The 20,601-nt window shown below is 36.5% G+C and carries 13 protein-coding genes and 1 tRNA gene; 7 read left to right on the plus strand and 7 right to left on the minus strand.

Going from position 1 to position 20,601, the window contains the following annotated elements; translation table 11 throughout:
- Positions 1–67 precede the first annotated feature (67 nt).
- Positions 68–931 carry a sigma-70 family RNA polymerase sigma factor gene (locus OZP07_RS18260; RefSeq protein ID WP_007804760.1) on the plus strand — a complete coding sequence of 288 codons (864 nt, stop codon included), beginning with the start codon at positions 68–70 and terminating at the stop codon, positions 929–931.
- 215 nt (positions 932–1,146) lie between these two features.
- Positions 1,147–1,809 carry a ribulose-phosphate 3-epimerase gene (gene rpe / locus OZP07_RS18265; protein ID WP_194641682.1) on the plus strand — a complete coding sequence of 221 codons (663 nt, stop codon included), beginning with the start codon at positions 1,147–1,149 and terminating at the stop codon, positions 1,807–1,809.
- 70 nt (positions 1,810–1,879) lie between these two features.
- Here the strand turns inward: rpe and OZP07_RS18270 are convergent, their stop codons facing one another.
- Positions 1,880–2,302, minus strand: coding sequence for a CBS domain-containing protein (locus OZP07_RS18270; RefSeq protein ID WP_194641681.1), 423 nt, complete (start codon positions 2,300–2,302; stop codon positions 1,880–1,882).
- Positions 2,303–2,650: 348 nt separating this feature from the next.
- Between OZP07_RS18270 and OZP07_RS18275 the strand changes: the two genes are divergently transcribed.
- From OZP07_RS18275 to OZP07_RS18290, 4 genes are all read left to right on the plus strand, one after another.
- The gene (locus tag OZP07_RS18275; RefSeq protein ID WP_281636236.1) at positions 2,651–6,250 is read left to right on the plus strand and encodes an alpha-L-rhamnosidase; all 3,600 of its coding nucleotides are present in this window, start codon (positions 2,651–2,653) and stop codon (positions 6,248–6,250) included.
- 197 nt (positions 6,251–6,447) lie between these two features.
- Complete coding sequence (locus OZP07_RS18280) at positions 6,448–7,029, plus strand: Crp/Fnr family transcriptional regulator (RefSeq protein WP_281636237.1); 582 nt, start codon at positions 6,448–6,450, stop codon at positions 7,027–7,029.
- 88 nt (positions 7,030–7,117) lie between these two features.
- Positions 7,118–8,008, plus strand: a complete 891-nt coding sequence (locus OZP07_RS18285; protein ID WP_281636238.1) for an MBL fold metallo-hydrolase — start codon at positions 7,118–7,120, stop codon at positions 8,006–8,008.
- Complete coding sequence (locus tag OZP07_RS18290; RefSeq protein WP_281636239.1) at positions 8,002–8,463, plus strand: nuclear transport factor 2 family protein; 462 nt, start codon at positions 8,002–8,004, stop codon at positions 8,461–8,463. Before OZP07_RS18285 ends, OZP07_RS18290 begins: the two co-directional genes overlap by 7 nt.
- 78 nt (positions 8,464–8,541) lie before the next feature.
- Here OZP07_RS18290 and OZP07_RS18295 read toward each other — a convergent pair whose 3' ends face one another.
- From OZP07_RS18295 to OZP07_RS18305, 3 genes are read right to left on the minus strand one after another with little or no spacing between them, the layout of a single operon-like run.
- Positions 8,542–11,334: a DUF8487 domain-containing protein gene (locus tag OZP07_RS18295; protein WP_281636240.1), complete on the minus strand. Its 2,793-nt coding sequence runs from the start codon at positions 11,332–11,334 to the stop codon at positions 8,542–8,544.
- A 42-nt stretch (positions 11,335–11,376) separates the two neighbouring features.
- Positions 11,377–14,760: a tetratricopeptide repeat protein gene (locus OZP07_RS18300; protein WP_281636241.1), complete on the minus strand. Its 3,384-nt coding sequence runs from the start codon at positions 14,758–14,760 to the stop codon at positions 11,377–11,379.
- A 14-nt stretch (positions 14,761–14,774) separates the two neighbouring features.
- Entirely contained in the window at positions 14,775–16,151 is a 1,377-nt protein-coding gene (locus OZP07_RS18305; protein WP_281636242.1) for a sugar porter family MFS transporter, read from the minus strand.
- Between the two features lie 367 nt (positions 16,152–16,518).
- On the opposite strand from OZP07_RS18305, the gene OZP07_RS18310 reads away from it, so the two are divergent.
- Positions 16,519–17,403, plus strand: coding sequence for an AraC family transcriptional regulator (locus OZP07_RS18310; protein ID WP_281636243.1), 885 nt, complete (start codon positions 16,519–16,521; stop codon positions 17,401–17,403).
- A gap of 307 nt (positions 17,404–17,710) precedes the next feature.
- Here OZP07_RS18310 and OZP07_RS18315 read toward each other — a convergent pair.
- The 3 genes from OZP07_RS18315 to ftsZ all read right to left on the minus strand — a co-directional run bounded on the left by OZP07_RS18315 (position 17,711) and on the right by ftsZ (position 20,501).
- Positions 17,711–17,784, minus strand: a tRNA-Arg gene (locus tag OZP07_RS18315).
- A 45-nt stretch (positions 17,785–17,829) separates the two neighbouring features.
- The gene (locus tag OZP07_RS18320) at positions 17,830–18,279 is read right to left on the minus strand and encodes a GatB/YqeY domain-containing protein (protein ID WP_281636244.1); all 450 of its coding nucleotides are present in this window, start codon (positions 18,277–18,279) and stop codon (positions 17,830–17,832) included.
- A gap of 272 nt (positions 18,280–18,551) precedes the next feature.
- Entirely contained in the window at positions 18,552–20,501 is a 1,950-nt protein-coding gene (gene ftsZ / locus OZP07_RS18325) for a cell division protein FtsZ (RefSeq protein WP_281636245.1), read from the minus strand.
- Positions 20,502–20,601: the final 100 nt, after the last annotated feature.

Here is a 20,601-nt window from a genome sequence, read left to right on the forward strand (position 1 = left end):
TTGTAACTTTTATGAAACTCCGTACGTATAACAACTTGTACACTTAAAAAATTGAGGAGACGAAAACATGAGACAACTTAAAATCACCAAGCAGGTAACCAATCGTGAAACCGCTTCATTAGACAAATATTTACAAGAAATTGGAAAAGTTGACCTTATTACTGCAGACGAAGAGGTAGAATTAGCGCAAAGAATTAAAGCCGGGGATCAAAGAGCCCTTGAGAAATTAACAAAAGCCAATTTACGTTTCGTTGTTTCTGTAGCCAAACAATACCAAAACCAAGGATTAACACTTCCCGATTTAATCAATGAAGGAAATTTAGGATTGATAAAAGCAGCACAGCGTTTTGATGAAACTCGTGGTTTCAAATTCATTTCTTATGCTGTATGGTGGATTCGTCAGTCTATTCTTCAAGCTTTGGCAGAACAATCCCGTATCGTTCGTTTACCTTTAAATAAAATTGGTTCTATCAATAAAATCAACAAAATGTACGCATTATTAGAGCAGTCTAATGAGCGTCCGCCATCTGCTGAAGAAATTGCAAAAGAACTTGACATGACTGTAAATGATGTAAAAGAGTCTATGAAAAACTCTGGCCGTCACTTATCTATGGATGCGCCACTAGTAGAAGGAGAAGATTCAAACCTTTATGATGTACTGCGTTCCGGCGAATCTCCAAATCCTGACAGAGAATTAATTCACGAATCATTGCGTACTGAAATTGAGCGTTCACTAGAAACATTAACTCCAAGAGAAGCTGATGTAGTGCGTTTATACTTTGGTCTTGGTGATCAGCACCCAATGACTCTTGAAGAAATCGGAGAAACTTTTGACCTGACTCGTGAGCGTGTCCGTCAGATTAAAGAAAAAGCAATCCGCAGATTGAAACATACTTCCAGAAGTAAAATCCTGAAAACCTATTTAGGTTAATCTAAAATATCCCCAATTAAAATTTTTAAACTGACTAATTTTTAAATCTTTTAATACAACGTGAACAACAGTCTGATTAACTGTTCGTTTTTTGATTGATGATTGAAACTCCGGCTGATTACCGGAGTTTTATTTTTTATATTACCTTTGCAAAAAAAACAGACAACTCAAATATAAAGAAGCACTGCAGTGCTTCTCAACGTAAAAACTACACAATGAAGAACACAATTATTGCCCCTTCAGTACTAGCAGCAGATTTTGCCAATTTACAGCGTGATATCGAAATGATTAACAACAGTCAGGCCGACTGGTTTCACATTGACATCATGGACGGCGTTTTTGTTCCAAATATTTCTTTTGGAATGCCTGTTCTAGAAGCTATCACAAGGCACACCAAAAAAACGGTAGATGTGCATTTGATGATTGTGAATCCAGATCAATATATTAAAACATTTAAAGATTTAGGTGCTGATATTTTAACCGTGCATTATGAAGCGTGTACACATTTACACAGAACGCTTCAAGCCATCAAAGCCCAAGGAATGAAAGCTGGTGTAGCCCTAAACCCGCATACTAATGTCGATTTATTAGAAGATATAATCAATGATATTGATATGGTCTGCATCATGAGTGTAAACCCAGGTTTTGGAGGACAGTCATTCATTGAAAACACTTATACGAAAGTAAAAAAACTAAAAGACCTGATTACAAGAAAAGGAGCATCAACCCTTATAGAAATTGACGGTGGGGTTACCAACAAAAATGCACTGCAGTTAACCGAAGCTGGAGCTGACGTACTTGTTGCAGGAAGTTTTGTATTTGGAGCCGAAGATCCAATCCAGACAGTAGCGGATTTAAAAGGATTACTAGCCGTTTAATAAAACCAAAAGTCCCAATAAGCAAACAACAGCTTCATTGGGACTTTCTTCTTTAGTAAACACTTAATTTTTAATTATACTGATTAATTAAATATTTTATCAAATCAGTTGTCGTTATTATTCCGACCAGTATATGATCCTCACATACGGGCAGGGCATGAAATTCTTTTTTTGCCAATATCTCAGCAGCTTCTTTAATAGTAGTTTCTGGCGTAATTGTCACTAGTTTTTTGGCCATTACCTGTTCTACCGTAAACATATTATAAACGGTAGTATCTACAATCTCTTCGTCATCATCAACTGCATCTGCAAAAGAAATACGAAGCAAATCAGTATAACTCAATATTCCGATTATTGTAACACCATTCACCACGGGAATATGTCTAATTTTATAATGCTTAAAAAGAGATTCAGCCTTTGTCAAATCATCCTTAATCGTAAGCTTAATTAGATCTTTGGTCATAATTGTAGACACTGGAACATGCTGTCTCATAACATTCTCTTTTTAAATTATACACAAATTTAAAAATGAAAATTGGCTAAAAATATGATGATTATCAGGTGTCATTCAAAACTTTTTCGATAGATTACTATTCATTAGCTTAACATCCTAATAATAACTTAATGCCTTTTTTTATTTAAAACCTCATCACGAAATAATTCATTTAGAATTACGAAAAAAACAATTGTAATTAATACACTTATTTTTTAAATTTGAAAACAAGTGCAATCAATATTTAGTAATCCTAAATCTATCAATGACAGAGAAAATGATTCATTAATACTCCTTCTTTTTTGTCGCCTCAACACTGCCCTATCATTATTAACTAACCATACTGCAATGCAAAAATATTTTATTCCTAGCCGTCTTCTATTAGCAACTATTTTCCTGATGGTCAATTCAATAATTTACGCACAATTTAACATTACAAAACTGCAGACTGAATATCAGCTAACACCGTTGGGAATTGATGTACAGAAACCAGTTTTCAGCTGGCAGATGAAAGCAGATTCAAACCTGAGATCGTTATCGCAAAAGAGTTACCAGATAAAAGTCACAGACGAAAACGGTAAAACAGTTTGGAATTCGAACAAAACCGAAAGCAGTATTTCAGCAGGAATTCTCTACAAGGGTGAAGATCTAAAAGCTGCAACACGTTATAATTGGATTGTGACTGTTTGGAATCAGGATGGCAAAGAATCGGCTGCCTCATCTTGGTTTGAAACTGGACTGACAAATCCTGATTCGAAATTATCCGCATGGGATGGAGCAAAGTGGATTGGCGGTACTGATAAAGATATGGTACTGTATTCTCATTATCTTACTGTTTTCCAATTTAGTTATAATGTTCTGCTCGATCAAAAGTCAAAATCTGACAGTGCCAGTTTTATTTTTGGAGCAAATGACGAACGTCTTATGGACAGAAACATGAACATACTGGATGTTGAAAACAAAAAAGATTCTTCTTATATAAAAATAGAATTGAATATTAAAGATGTCAACAGCAAGCAAAACGGCAGAGCAAAATTAAATGTTTATCGTGTGGGTTATACAAAAAATGATCATGCTGCTGTCCCTTTTAAAACATTTGAAATACCATTGAGCATCATTAATCAAAACAATAAATACAATAAACATGAGATTTTTGCAACATCCGTTTTTGGAGTAATTAATTTTTACGTAGATGGAAATGATGCTGCCCATAATATCACTGCCGACAGTTATGGTCATACTAGTGTAAACATAAATCCGATGGGACGCGGTGCCGATTATATTGCTTATCCAACAGCAGGTGATATTGGTTTTTCTTTAAAAAAAGGACAAAAGGCCAATTTTTCGAACGTTAAAATTATGAATTTCAGAGCACCTTCGAATACGCTGTTTAATGAAAATCTTTCTGAAGAATTATATAACGGAATTTTTTCATCGGTAAATAACAAAACTTTTTCTGTTGTAAACGGGGAATATGTCATTGATGCTGCTTCAAAAGATGCGCTGATTATTGCAAATCCAACCCAAAACTCATCTCCAATACTTCGGACTGAATTTAAAACAGAAGGCAAGAAAATTAAAAAAGCCAGACTGTATGCAGCTGCCCGGGGTATATACGAACTATACCTCAACGGGGATCGGATTGGGAAAGAATATTTTAGTCCGGGATTAACACAGTACAATAAAACACAGCTTTACCAGACTTATGATGTAACGGCTATGGTTTTAGAGAATGGAGCCAATGCATTTGGAGCCATTTTAAGCGAAGGATGGTGGAGCGGTAATATTACTTTTACTGGTGAAAACTGGAACTTTTTTGGTGACCGCCAATCGCTTTTAGCCAAATTAATTATTACTTATAATGATGGAAGCGAGCAGATAATAACAACAAATCCAGACACGTGGAAATACTGCAGTGATGGTCCTGTACGATACGGCAGTTTTTTTCAGGGCGAAGTGTATGATGCCGGCAAAGAATCTGCGATTACAGATTGGTCTAAAGCTAACTTTAATGATTCTAAATGGACCAATACACAAATCATAGAATTGAAAACAACATCCAATCCAAATCTTGATTTTTCAGCATTAAAATTAAAAGGAATGCCGGGTGTAACTGCCACTATTACAAAAGTATTAAAACCTGTCAGCGTAGAGGAAGTACGTCCCGGCGTATTTGTATATGACATGGGGCAGAATATGGTAGGTTTTCCTAAAGTTGAATTGGAGAATACCGCCAAAGGCGACACTATAATGATGCGTTATGCCGAAGTAAAATATCCTCACACCGAAGAATACGGTACTAATAAAAACATGATTATGCTCGAAAACATGAGAGCTGCCATGGTTCGTGACATTTATTACTGCAAAGGCAGCAATGACATCATTCAGCCACGGTTTACTTTTCATGGCTTTCGGTTTTTAGAAATTACCGGCATAAAAAAGGTACTTCCGTTAGATAAAATCACAGGATTAGTGCTAAGTTCCATTGATTCAATTACTGCTGATTATCAAACATCAAATCCATTGGTTAATAAACTATGGAAAAACATAGAATGGTCTACCCGCTCTAATTTTTTATACATTCCCACAGATACTCCTGCGCGCAATGAACGCATGGGATGGAGCGGTGATATAAGCGTTTTTTCTAAAACGGCAACCTACCTTGCCAATGCAGGACCTTTTTTAAAAAGACATATGCTTGCCATGCGGGATTTACAGGAAAAAGACGGAAGATTTACAGACACAGCTCCTGTAACAGATGCTTTTGGCGGTATTCTATGGGGAAGTGCCGGAATTATAGTGGCTTGGGAGTCGTATCTGCAATATGGAGATGTCTCACTGCTTGCAGAACATTATGATGCCATGAAGCGCTATACAGATTTTCTAAAAACACACGTCAACCCAGCAACCGGTATACAATCTGAGTCTCTCCTTGGCGACTGGCTGAGTCCTGAAGGCTACAAAAATGACGATACTATTTTGTGGGATGCTTACTATGCCTACGACCTTGAAATCATGCAAAAAACTGCCAAACTGCTTGGAAAAACTGATGATGCACTAGTTTTTGAGAAAGAATATTCGGCTCGTAAAGATCATTTTAATAAAACTCATATTGATGCTATAACTGGCAAAACAACACATTCTGGCCACCGCTTTCCTTGGGGGTATAAAGTATCCGAAGATCAGCTTCCAAAAAAAGGGAATTTTAGTGACACGCAAGCCTCTTATGCAATTCCGCTGTCTTTTAATTTATTTGACAAAAACACCCAAGATAAAGCCACAAATAATCTTGTAGCTGCGCTGGAACGCAAAAACAAGGACGAGTTAAGCATAATGCGTCCTGAATATTCGCTAATGACTGGTTTTATTGGAACAGCTGCTATTAGCGATGCTCTTTCAAAAAACGGCAAGGATAAAGAAGCCTACCAATTATTACAGCAAACCTCCTACCCTTCTTGGTTATACTCCGTAGAAAATGGAGCTACAACTATATGGGAACGGCTGAATTCATATACAAAAGAGAATGGTTTTGGCGGGAACAACAATATGAACTCCTTTAACCACTATTCCTTCGGTTCGGTTGGTGCATGGATGATAAACAACTCTATAGGCATCGCACGTGATGAGCCGGGTTTTAAAAAATTTATTCTGCAGCCTACACCTGACCCAACCGGTAAAATAACTTTTGCAAAAGGGCATTATGATTCTATGTATGGAAAAATCACAAGCGAATGGAAAATTACCGAAGGACAGACAATTTATACGATGGAAATCCCGGCAAATACAACTGCAGCACTATTTTTAAAAGCTTCCAGCATAAACAAAGTAACCGAGAGCGGTAAAAAAATCAAACAGCAAAAAGGCATAACCTACATTGGTCAAAAAGGAGACAGATTAGAATTTACATTACAATCCGGCACTTATCAATTTACAGTAGAAAACCAATAATCAAAAAACTTAACTATATAACAGCTAACAATTCCATTGCTTATTTTCTTTTCAGATATTATTTTTAAAATATCTCATGCCTGCTCAATGTATTTAAAGTCATAGAGGCTGTAAACAATTAACTGATAATTCAGTACATTTATATCTAAATTAGGCATCCTGTAACCACAGCAAAGATGAAAATATCATCTCATAAAATGACAGAACTTCTTAAACAAAATTTGGCAGCGCATATTTCACTTTCAGCTTCTGAAATGGAGGAATTCTCCAATTTGTTTGAACATAAAACGATTAAGAAAAAAAGTTTTTTGCTGCGGGAGGGCGAAGTCTGCAGGTTTGAAGGTTTTGTTACCAAAGGGCTTTTTCGAGTATACCATATTGATAAAAACGGTTTTGAACAAGTACTTTATTTTGCCATAGAAAATTGGTGGATTACTGATATTGACAGTTTTACCAATGAAAAACCATCACAGCTTTTTATAGAAGCTATTGAAGATAGTGAAGTCCTTTTAATTTCTAAAGAAAATAAAGAATATGCTTATGCTAATCTGCCTAAAATAGAAAAGCTGTTTCGGGTAATGACTCAAAAAACCCATGTTGCCCTGCAGCGCAGAATGATTGATAATCTAAGTAAAACAGCGGAATCCCGTTACATCGAATTTGCAGAAAAGTATCCTCAGCTTATTCAGCGTCTTTCCAATATTCAAATCGCTGCTTATTTGGGTATTACAAATGTTTTTTTGAGTAATATTCGAAAGAAAATTGCTGTCAGAAAATAAGAATTCCTTTTAATTATTTAAACTAGTTTAATGTTTTGAGACAGCATACCGTCTCATCTTTGCAGTGTTAATTCAAAACAGCGCAAAAATGAAAAACACTATCTCAACAGTATTTATAACAATTTTAATTTTATTTAATATGGAAACACAAGCACAAAGTTTCAAAACTATCGAAACTAAAGATTTAAAACTTCAAGTTTACAATGCATCAGAAAACAGTTTTGGCGTAGCATCAATAATTGTATCCGGAAAAACAGATGCGGTTTTGATCGATGCACAATTTACTTTGGCGGATGCCGAAAAAATAGCACAGGAAATTAAAGCAAGCGGCAAAAAACTAACCACAATTTTTGTTTCTCACGGCGATCCTGATTTTTATTTCGGACTGGAAGTATTCAAAAAATATTTCCCTGAAGTTACCGCTTATGCATCTCCTGCAACAATTGAACATATAAAAGCGACTGCTCAAAAAAAACTAGAAGTATGGGGCGAAAGATTAGGTAAAAACATTACGTCAAACGTTGTTTTACCACAAGTTTTAAAAGGAAATACTATTGAGTTAGAAGGTCAAAAATTAGAACTAATTGGTTTGGAAGAATTCCCGAACAAAACGTTTATATGGATTCCTTCAATCAAAGCAGCTGTTGGCGGAATTAATGTTTTTGGAACAACTTTTCATCTTTGGATGGCCGATGCACAAACTCCAGAAGCGCGTAAAAACTGGATTTCTGTTTTAGACAAAATCACAGCTTTGAATCCTGAAATTGTAATTCCTGCTCACGCCAATTCAAGTTCTCCATTTGATATAACTGCTGTAAATCATACCAAAAGTTATATCCAATTCTATGAAGAAGCTTTGAAAACCAATAAAACATCAGAAGCTTTAATTACAGCTTTGAAAGCAAAATATCCAGCTCTTACTTTTGAAACTGCCCTACAGATTGGCGCAAAAGTAAACACAGGAGAAATGAAATGGTAAAACTAATCATTTACAGCCTGATGCTGCTTTTTGTATTATCAGGCTGTTCTTTAAATAAAAAAGCAATGACAAATCTTGAAATCATAAAAAGCACTTATGAAGGAAAAACTTCAGAAGAAAACGGTAAAAATCTAGCTCAATATGCTGCTGAAAATATCTCTTGGACAGAAGCCAAAGGTTTTCCATATGGAGGAACTTATATTGGACTAGAAGAAATAACCAAAAATGTTTTCAGCCGGTTAGGCAGCGAATGGATTGATTACAAATTTACCCCTGAAGATTATGTTACCAGCAATGATAAAGTTGTCGCTTACGGAACTTACACCGGAACTTATAAAATCACAGGCAAATCATTCACGGCCAGAGTAGCTCACGTTTGGAAATTAAAAGAAAGCAAAATTATTAGTTTTGAGCAGTTTGTGGACAGTCAGCCTGTAAACGATGCAACAAGATAAAATAAATTAATTACAAGCAATAATATAAAAACAGGACTAACAAAATAAATATTTTTGTTAGTCCTGCTTTTAAAATTTCTAATAAATACTCTTCGCGTCCTCCTTGCCTTTCTCCTTCTGCTCTGTTAAAACTGATTTTAAGATTTCAGGATTCTTTATTACTTCCGGATTAAAGGATTCGCTGTTCATGTATTTTAAGATTGAAATCAGCAGCTGTTTTGCAGCCGGTCGTTTCTCTAAATCGGCTGCCAGATCAAAAGAGGCAATTACTAATCTTCCAGATCCTATACTTCCTTCAAAAAGTGACGCCAACTTGCGGTTATTAGCAAAATTGTCTACCATTTCTACAATAGGATTTCCTCCAACAACAGTGTCCATAATAAGCGTTGTCGAATTTACATTCAAATCCCACCATTGCCAGTCGGTATTCATGTCTGTTGGAAAATCGGTCAAAGCTTTGTGCGAAGGATCGCAAAGCACGCCCATAGTTCCTGCCTGTTTCGGAAAATGAACAGGACTCCAGAATACAGGGACAAATTTTCCTTCGATTCCTTTGATCTTTTTCCAATCAGGATTTAGCAGTACTTTTTTACCGGCTTTCAGAAGTTTGTAGGCTTCATCAAGATTTCTGGTGTAAGCTACTTTTCCGTAATCAATAGTTTGTTTTTGTGGATACACCCAGATATTCCATTGGTTTTTATAATTTGTTCCTTTCAGATTTACAGTTACTGTTAGCTTGGCCGCTTTCGTTATTTTCTGAAGGCTTTCATTTATATCCAATATATTATGGTTGTAACCAATAGAAACAGCAGATTTTGTATTTCCTGAAGCCATCAAAGTATTTCCGTCGTTAATGCTCCATTCAATTTCCTGATCTTTCAAAACTGCATCCGAATAATTACTGATAGCCAAAGAAGCAGTAAAAGATTCATCGTTTGTATACGCTGCTTTAGCAAAACGCAGCAACGGTACAACAGGAGCTGAAAACTGCCTGAATTCCTCTGCTGAAATTAATCCTTTGCTATCCCAAAAAGCATCCAAAAGCCCAACCAACGCCGTTCCCTGCCCCGGAAAATCATGCAGATCCAATAATTGAAAACCGCTGATTCCCGCTGTTTTTAAGGCTCTTTCGATTTCTTCTTTGTACAGAATCACCGCCAATTTACCCGAGGCTTTTGTATAATCAGCAGCTTTGTTTATTAAACCTTTGCGCTCTAAATCTTCTTTAACCGATTTAAAATTGATGGGTTCCAAAACTCCTGTGTATTTAGAAATTTCATCAATTTTAGGATAAACCGCATACTGACCGATTTCATGCGTAACCAAAGGCACCGTCATTCCTTCAACAGAAGCAGCATAATCTTTGTTGAAAGTTGGGGATTCACTGTTAAAAACACCTTGCCCGCGAACCCATCCTTTCTTTGTCCATTGTGTAATAAAAAAATCATCTTCGGGTTCTGGCCAGTCGCCATGACCTTTTTCGAAAGTAAATGAAGTTGTGGTATAAAGATGTCTGCTGTCTTTAGATTTTAAACTGTTCATCAATTTGGTCAAAACAGTCATGTCGCCCTGCAGTTCATTACCCATCGACCACATACAGAATGACGGATGATTTCCATATTCATCAATCATACGCTGTGCTTCGGCGTATAGAAAATCGGTGGCTTTTTGATCCTGACCGATTTTAAGACTCCAGACCGGCAATTCGACCTGAAGGTAAAAACCCATTTCGTCAGCAACCTCAAATGCTGCCTGCGGCGGACACCAAGAGTGAAAACGCAGGTGATTCAATCCCCAGTTTCTCGCAGTGCCAAAAACTTTTCTCCAGCCTTCTTTATCCATTGGCGGATGCCCTGTAAGCGGAAAAATATCACATTCTAATGTTCCTCTCAAAAATACCGGCTGTTCATTAATCGACAGTACTGAACCTTTTCTCGAAAAACTTCGCATTCCAAAATCAACAGAAAAATTCGATTGATTTTTTCCTGCTTTTAATTCGGCTTTCAATTCATATAACTCAGGTGAAAATTCACTCCAGAGCTTTATGTCTTTACCCATATTATAATCGGCCTCCACAGCTGATTCTCCTGTTTTTATCTGAATTTCCTTTTGAAGTACTGCACCCGAAATATTAGTCTTTTTATTTACAGCAGTAATACTCAGAATTCCTTTTGTGTTTTTTGCGCTGTTGTTAAGCGTCACTTTCACCTTAGCAATTCCTGTACTGATTTCCGGTTTTACCTGAAGATTAGCAATTCGGACCGCATCAAAAGCTTCGATTTCCATTCTGCCAATGATTCCGTTCCAGATAATCTGCGTTTCATTGGTATAAGAATGCGCCATATTATCAACACTGATATCAAACTGTTTTCGGTTGTCCACACGAATCGTTATACGATGCGTTTTTCCGGCAGTAAGATATTTTGTGAGGTCAAAATAATGAGGGGCAATCAAGCTGTTTTGCTCTCCTGCTACTTCTTGTCCGTCAATCCAGAGATTCGTTTTCCATATAACGCGTTCCAGTTTTAGAATAAATTCTTTGCCTTTCCAATTATTTGGCACCGAGATTTCGCGCGTGTACCAGGCCGCTCCCAGATAACTGTTTTTTCGGGTTAGATGACTCATTTGAAGTTTCTCTAAACTCGGTTTTAGTTTATTGGGAACTCCAAGGCCCGCATCATCAGTAGTCCCCGGCAATTTCATCAATTGCTTAAAACTCATGTTCTGCCAGCCGTTTTTCAACCCGCTGCCAGTGCTGTCCAACTGCACTGTCCATTCACCAGAAATGTCCATAACTGTTTTCTCTCTCGAATCCCATGAAGAGAGAAACAGCAGACAAAGAAGAGCTGTTATGATATGTTTGATTTTCATTTTATTAAATTTTATAATTGTGATATCGGAAACAAAACCTTTCTATTTACGAAAGGTCTGTTTATTGATATCTAATTGTTTCACTTTCTGATAATATTTCTCAGATTCATTTTCATTTCCTAATCCGCTGTGACCTAAAGCCATTACATAATAGCAATGCACCTGATTTCTAACATTCAGATCATCATCCCAAATGGCAAGATCCGGAAGCGATACTGCGAAATAATCGATTCTTGATTTTTCAAACAGATATTTTTCGCCATGTGCCAGCAGTTTATTGAAACGGCTTCTGGCTTTGTCTTCATCACTTAATTCGCGCCAAGCCAGTCCTTGATAAAAAATCTTATCCGGCTGCTGATCGTTATAGAAAAAGGCCTGAACCGGTTCTGGAGATCCGAGTGTCGCCTCTACAAAATTCGCAGTGGCATTTTCTAAATCACCAAGTCCTTTGTATGCTAATCCTTTGTAATAGAAAATCTCATTTTCTTCAGCATTTTTTAGTTTACCTTCTCCTAAATTATGCGGATAAAATTCAGTTTCTTTCAATAATTGTAAGGCATCTTCAAATCGGTTTTCTGCAATTGCTATTTTTGCCAATTCCACTCTGCATAACGTATACTGTCCAGTAACTTTTCCTTCACCGCCTTCCCAAGGGTGGAATTTTCGCTGTGAAATCAATTCTTTTGCAACAGCATATTTCCCTGTCTGATTGTAAAGTGTAATGCGTTCGATGCACAAATCATCACGTTCTTCAACCAAATTTGGATATTGGTTTAAAACTTCTAAACGGAATTCAGGAGTTTTCCCAATCTTCTTGTACAGCTGATCTAATTCCATAAAAATTCTTGAATCGGCTGTATCCAATGCAAATGCTTTTTCCAGCATTTCCTGAGCCTTCACTTTATCATTTGTTTTGTTGAAATAAGCCAATGCAAGGTTTCTTAACAAGGTAGGGAATTTTTCGTCTATACTGTATGACAGTTCCCAGCATTTTACAGCATCCTCATATTGACGGAACGCATACCAGAAATTCCCTAAATAATAAGGCGCTTTTGCGTCTTTAGGATTTAACAGAATTGCGTCCTGCAGAATATTTACTTCTTCAATACGGTTAGGAAAACACTTTTCAGGTGACTGTAAAGCTCCTTTTTTGTACCACTCTATAGCTTCGTCTTTATCTCCATTCATAGAAGAAAAATAACCCAAAGCATAATACACCATTGGATAAACTTCTTCGGTATCATTAATCGATTCCTGCAATAATTTAGAAGCTTCGTCATATAATCCTGCTCCGGCAAAATCCAATGCATATTCGATATAACCGTGTGACCACTGACGCATAATGATATTCCTTTCGACCAATACCGATTGGTCTTTTGTCAGAAGATATTTCTCAAAACGGCATCCCATATTGAAACGGTCGATTTTGATAGATTCTTCAATCCATGCCAAAGCTTCCTGATTTCTATTTAATTTTCTCAAAATAGAAGTTTTCAATTGACGTGCTTTGTGATTGTGCCAGTTGCGGATCAATGACGACTCCACTCTTTCCAATGCTTCAGACCATTCACCTTTTATACTGTCAATTTGTGCCAATGCATAAAAACTGGCGTCCTGCCACGCTGCATTCCAGGTCGATTTGAAAAGGGAATTATAAGCCTCATCGAATTTTCCTTGTAATTTTAAACAATAACCCAAATTGTATAAAGGTTCGCCATCAATCGGATTTGGATTGCGTTGTGTCAACACTTCAACCGCAGTTCTGAAATAGGTTTCGGCTTTTTCAAACTGACCTCTTCTTAGCATCAATAAACCGACAGCATTATTACATCTCACATCTCTTGAATCTCTGCTTAAAGCTTCAAAATAATAATCCAGCGGATTGTAAGTCGCGTGTCTGTATTGTTCCAAATGCAGTCCTGTCAGGTACAATTGTTCCATTGAAGCAATATCTTTCGGATCTAAAGCCGCTTTTGCAGGGTCAGGAACTGGTTTAATCTCAGCCTTTTCTTCCTGATACTGAACCAGAATTTTACCATTCGAAGTATAAACCGTAAAAATCAAATCCTCAGATGCTGTTTCTCCAATCGAAACTCGTTTTTTATACGGATTTACAGGCGAAATCGTAATTTCATCCTCAAACAATACCGTGTTTTTCTTGTCTTTTAATTCAATTTTTAAGTTTTCATAAAGACCAGTTGTGTACAAAATCAGATCCGCTTCGTTTCCTTCAACTTCGATGTTTATGATTGCATCTTTAGTTGCATTTTTTACATAACCCACTTCGGCATACGGCATGAAATACTGCACCCACGACTTTTCTTCGTACGCCTGAAGCCAAGAAAAATCAGGCTGATTATCTGTGAAAACTCCTGTCATTAATTCGATATACGGACCGTCTTTATCAGTTAAATTTCTGTCCCAAGCCAAACCAAAATCTCCGTTCCCCCATGTCCATTGCTTTTTCCCCGGAGACACATGATGATTCGCTACATGCAGTAATCCAGCCTGCACATCATCTTCATAACCGCCCACAAAATTATATTTGGACTGAACCGCCATATACGATGTTGGAACTGGTATATTTTTATATTTTGAAATATCAACTCCGGCGGAATAATCCTGCTTGTAATATTCTCCAGTTGCAATCGGAAACTTGGAAACGTCTCTTTTTCCGTGGTCAAATACTGCATTCACATCAGGTGGAAAAACCGATTTATAACCGTCATTCACCACCACAGCTGGATTTGCCCACCAAAGGAATGTCTGCGGAAACGCAGTACGATTGTAGATTTTTACTTTAATTTCGATGTAAGCTTTGTCAGGATGCAGCGTGAATCCCTGCATTCCTTTGGTCCTGAACATTCTTTCTACTTCATTACACCAAATCGTTTTGCTTCCATCTTCATTTTCCTCAATATTATAATCTGTTGGCAAAAATGTACTGGGGCGATGGTGCTGTGGCCAGTTGAACTCAATTCCACCCGAAATCCAAGGTCCTGTAAGTCCCACAAGAGCAGGCTTTATAACCTGATTGTAGTACACAAAATGACGCTGTTTAACTTTGTCATACGCCATGTGAACGCGCCCGCCCAACTCTGGCAGAATCATTATTTTGATGTATTTATTTTCTAAAAATACCGCATTATACGACTTATCAACCTTTTCATCAGATAATTTTTCGACCACAGGATAAGGATAAACAGCTCCCGAACTTCCCTGATACACACGTTTTTCAAGAAAAATCGGGTTCTTTTCTTCTTCTCCAATCTGATACGTTGGGAGTAGAATATTTTCTTCCCAAACGCGTACCACACCATCTTCATTAACAGTAGACTGAATCAGATAAGCTGTTATTTTTTCGTCCTGAACCATTTCATTTATTGATTGTTCTGCATGCAGATTGTCTGCAATTGTATTTTCCATTTTATTATATGCTATTATTTTGTCAATTCATTTTCTATTTCCTCTAAAGACTTTCCTTTGGTTTCCGGCAGCGAAATGCGGAGGAAAACAAATCCCAACAGGCAGATTACACCGTATAGCCAGAATGTCCCGTAAGATCCAAGACTGCTGTTTAGTATCGGAAAAGTATAAGTAAGTACGAAACAGGCTGTCCAAAGAGCAAAAGTCGAAACTGCCATTGCCATTGCCCTGATTTTTGTCGGGAATATTTCAGACAAAACGACCCAGGTAATCGGTGCCAATGTCATAGCGTAGAATGAAATTGCTGCAATAACAAGCGCTAAAACGGCAATTCCGGTTATTTCAAAATAATAACAGGCGCCTAACATTGTATAGATAAAGAATAATCCGATTGAACCAATAAGCATTAAAGTTCTTCGTCCCCATCTGTCTACAAAATACATTCCTGCGAATGTAAAAATTACGTTGGTTACACCCGTAATTACGATATTGAACAAAATATCCGAAACACCATAACCGGCTGCTGAAAACACCTCCTGAGCATAATTGAAAATCACGTTAATACCACACCATTGCTGAAAAACTGCAATCACGATTCCTAACATCAGAATCTTTGGCATTTTGCCTTCAAAAAGCATTTTATAATTGGCTTCTTCTTTGACATCATCAAATCCAGATTTCAATTGTTCAATTTGTTCTTTTGCAAAAGCTAACCCGCCAATTTTTGTGAAAACGGATTCGGCTTTATCATATTTACGCTGACTCGCCAACCATCTTGGGCTTTCGGGTATGATTAGTATCAAAGCAAAAAAGGCTACTGATGGAATGGCTCCTGCCCAAAACATGTATCTCCAGCCCCACTGACCGTTCCAGGAATTCAAAATATCCTGACCTTCTATAATTGGATCAGCGATTAACCAGTTTACAATCTGCGCTGCCAATATTCCTATCACAACAGTCAATTGGTTTATTGAAACAAATTTCCCTCTGGATTCACTCGGAGCGATTTCAGCTATATACATGGGCGAAAGATTCGAAGCAATTCCGATACCGATACCGCCAACAACTCTCCAGATAATAAACCATTCAATCGTATCGATCATTCCGGTGCCAGCAGCTGCGAGCGTAAAGAATATTGAAGCGACTATCATCAATGGTTTTCTTCCGTATTTATCAGACAGACTACCCGAAATCATTACACCCAGCAGACAGCCCAAAATAGCACTGCCCATTACCCATCCCTGCATAGAAGGAGAATTGGCAATATTAAAAAAGACTTCATAAAAAGGCTTTGCGCCCCCAATCACCACCCAATCATACCCAAACAGCAGTCCGCCCATAGCCGAAACCAAAGCGATGAAAAGCAGATAGGAAGAATTATACTTTCTCATATATTTTAATTTTTTAAATAATTTAACATTGCAAATATCGTTACATGCCTCAAGTTCTAAAATGTAATATTTATGTAAAACATGTATAAAACATAGATTTTCAGATCAAATTTATTATTCTAAAAACAAAAAAACGTTTTTTTTATTGCTGCTGTATTTATTCGAGTTAAAATTTAATGAATTCGCAGTTAACAACAGATAAAATATCTGACTAAAAAAAATCAGCAATACCGAATTAGTCATTTTCAAGTAACTTTACACCAAAATATGTATATTACCATGGTTTTATATCAAATGGTATTATTTCATAAATTTGATTTTTAATAACCCTTAAATTTTTCTTTTTAAAATTAATAATAACCGCATCATGGATCAGATAGCAGATGGATTTAAAGGTGAAAGAGCAATCGTTGTCCCGTACAGCGTACGGCATTTTCAATCTGAAAACGAACTGACAAAAAGAGCTTTTATTACCCACATTGGCTATTATCCCAATGCCAAATATCATTTTAGAAAACGGTCAAAAGGAGCGCTTGAAAATATTCTTATTTATTGTGAAAGCGGAAAAGGGTTTATAACTTTTGAAAACGAAAAATATTCGCTTACAAAAGATCAGGCTTTTATTATTCCGGCACATAAAGCTCACAGTTATGAAGCTGAAATATCTAAGCCCTGGAGCATTTACTGGCTTCATTTTAAAGGAACTTCAAACTCATTACACGCTGCTGTTTCTGGAAAAATCCTCAACTTAAACGACAGCCGTTCAGCAGACAGATTACACTTATTCGAAGAAATTTACCAGAATCTGGAAATGGGTTTCAGTCCTGACAACCTTGAATATTCCAGCATCTGCCTCCAGCATTTTATTGCCAGCATAAAGTATACGGATCAGTTTTTAAAAATTAAAACTGCCGACACAGAAGTTTTAGATGTAATACCAATGAGTATTATTTACATGAAAAATAACCTGACCAACAAAATAACGCTTCATGATATCGCTCAATATGTTGGTTATTCAAGTTCCTATTTTGGAGCATTGTTTTTAGAAAAAACATCATTTACCCCTATGGACTATTACAATCAGTTAAAAGTTCAGAAATCCTGTTCGCTATTGCAGTTCAGCAATTTGAAAATAAAAGAAATAGCCTATCAATTGGGCTATTACGACCCATTTCACTTTTCAAAATCGTTCAGGCTGGTAATGGAAATATCACCACGGGAATACCGCCTTCGATACAAAAGCCAAGTGTAATTGAGCTTTTTAAATCCTAAACACCTTTCTTAATTCCGGGAATTAATCTAATAACTACACCAAATGCACAACTGCTTAAAAACTATAATCGGTATTGCTACTAGCAGTTTTACAGCAGAATCTACAGCACAATTTCTTAAGACTAATGTAAGCGGATGAAAATATAAACAGCAAAACTGCTGCATGACAATTTCGCTAAGAGCCTGTTTAAATTTATAATTTTATTTGAAAACGAAAATATTTAACCGAATTCAAAACCAAACAAAAAGCCTGAGAATGTAAATTCTCAGGCTTTTTGTATTTCCAGTGATCGCGGAGGGGTTCGAACCCCCAACCCTCAGAGCCGAAATCTGATATTCTATCCAGTTGAACTACGCGATCAGTATGTATTTCAGTTTCTAAATTATAAAATCTGAAATCATTTTATTAAGTCAATAATTTCTTTACGATTGAAGAAATAGTTTTTCCCTCAGCGGTTCCGCCTAATTGAGCAACAGCCAGTCCCATTACTTTTCCCATTGAAGCTATTCCAGAAGCTCCTGTTTCAGCAATGATTTTTGCAATTACCACTTCAACTTCAGCTTCGCTTAATTGAGCAGGAAGAAATTTTTCGATTACAGCAACTTGAGCTAATTCAGGCTCAGCTAAATCAGGACGATTTTGCTCAGTAAATATTCTAGCGCTTTCTTTGCGTGTTTTAACTAATCTTTGAAGTAATTTAATCTCATCATCTGCCGAGATTTCTTCTTTTGACCCTGAAGCAGTCTGCGCTAATAAAAGTTCAGATTTTATAGCTCTTAATGCTTCTAATGCAACAGTATCTTTGGCTCTCATGGCGGTTTTAATTTCGTCCATGATTTGAACTGATAAACTCATATAGTTTTTAAATTTTAGATTCTTGATTTTAGATTCTTGATTTTATAAATCAAAAATCATTTGTTTTTTTGAAATGAAAAAGGATTTTCAATCACAAAATCTGCAATCTCAAAATCTGCAATCTCAAATCACCTTATACAGCTGGATAAGGCTCGACAAATTTAGAAAATTTTACTGGCAATAACAACAACTAGTTTGATGGATTACAATCAAAAAAAACAGCCCGAAAATTGAAAATGAATTTTCGGGCTGTTTCAGAAAAAATGGCATTTTTAATCTACATTGTCATGCAGATATGAGTTATTGGAACGCAGCTGTAAATCATTATTACTGTCTGTTCCTACTGATATTCTTGAAGTTGAATTATTTATCTGTGAACTATTAAGATCAATGCCAAATCTTTTATAAGCAGGCTCTCTTTCTAATTCATCAACTCTTGAAACATTATCATGAAATTTATAATTAAAATCTTTTAATTTTCTTCTTCTCTCTTCAGCTCTGAACCTTAGCGTTTCTTCGATTGTCATATCAACCGGAGAATTTTTTTCTAAAACAGGCACTGTCTCAGCAATAGGTTCTGCAACTTTCTTAATTGTAATATTCATTTCCGCAGGAATTGTTTCCTCTACAATTTTAGCAGCAGGTTTTGATTCCATTAAATCATTCTCTGCTTCCATGAATTCTTCCAGCGAGTATTTAATAACACCGTTATCTGATAATTCTGTTACAGGGACAAACTGAACCGGATCTACAACTTTAATATTGCGTGTTTCATTTGTGAGTTCAAATAAGAAAGTATTAGAATCTTCCTGAACCGGCTGCGATTTGCTAAGCGGCAGATCAAATGTGAATGCAGCCTGATCCTGTTTTTCCTCAAAATAAACCGGAGCAGATTTTACTTCTCTAACAGATTCAATTACTGGGTTTGTAACAATAAAATCAATTTCTTTTATAGGAGAAACTATCTCGAATGTTACATCCAGATTTCTAATAAATTCGGTCATGCCAATTAATTCATCTTCATTGACAGAAGCTATTACAGGTGCTGGAACAGCAATTTCATCTTCTTCTTCCAAATCAAAAACGACTCTCTCTTCAACTGGAGGAACCATCGTCTGATTATTTAAACTAAATCCTGCTACGGTCTTAGCTGATAAATCAAAAACACCTCTTTGTTCTTCTCCAAGCGTATGAATTATTTTTTTAGGCTCAACATTAACAATATCGTTTTGCTGTTCAACATTAAAACCTGTAGCTATAATAGTTACCGCAATTGCATCCCCAAGCGATTCGTCCTCACCAACACCCATGATGATATTAGCATTTGAACCTGCTTCATACTGAATATGCTCATTGATTTCAGCGATTTCATCGATAGTAATTTCATTGGTTCCAGAAACGATAAGCAACAATACATTTTTGGCACCGGTAATTTTATTATCATTTAAAAGCGGTGAATCTAAAGCAGCGATAATACCTTCTTTAGCTCTGTTTTCACCAGATGAAACAGAAGATCCCATGATGGCAGTTCCGCTGTTATACAGTACGGTTTTTGCATCACGTAAATCGATATTTTGAGTATAGTGATGTGTAATTACTTCGGCAATCCCTCTTGAGGCTGTCGCCAAAACTTCATCAGCTTTTGAAAACCCGGCTTTGAAACCAAGATTCCCGTATACTTCTCTTAATTTATTATTATTGATAACAATTAATGAATCAACCTGCTTGCGCAATTTTTCGATACCGATAAGCGCCTGCTCCTGACGTACTTTCCCTTCAAACAAGAAAGGCAGTGTCACGATTCCTACTGTTAATATATCTCTTTCTTTGGCCAGCTGAGCAATAACCGGAGCAGCTCCTGTTCCTGTTCCGCCTCCCATACCAGCTGTTATAAACACCATCTTAGTATTTACATCCAATACTTTTTCAATATCAGAAATACTTTCTATGGCCGACTGATGTCCTATATCTGGATTTGCACCAGCTCCTAAACCTTCTGTTAAATTTGCTCCTAACTGAATTTTATTTGGCACACCGCTATTCTCTAGTGCCTGAGAGTCTGTATTGCAGACGATAAAATCAACGCCTTTAATACCTTGTCTAAACATATGGTTAATGGCATTACTGCCGCCTCCACCTACTCCAATTACTTTGATTACATTTGACTGATTTTTTGGTAAATCAAATGAAATACTTCCAAATTCTGTATTGCTTGGGATCATATGAGGTTTTAATTTTTTATTAACTTTATCACTAACTACTCTAGGCTTGGGGCAAAAAGGAATTCTGATAATTTTATTTATTCTATTCTTTTTATTCTTT

Source organism: Flavobacterium marginilacus (assembly GCF_026870155.1).
GTDB classification, from domain to species: domain Bacteria; phylum Bacteroidota; class Bacteroidia; order Flavobacteriales; family Flavobacteriaceae; genus Flavobacterium; species Flavobacterium marginilacus.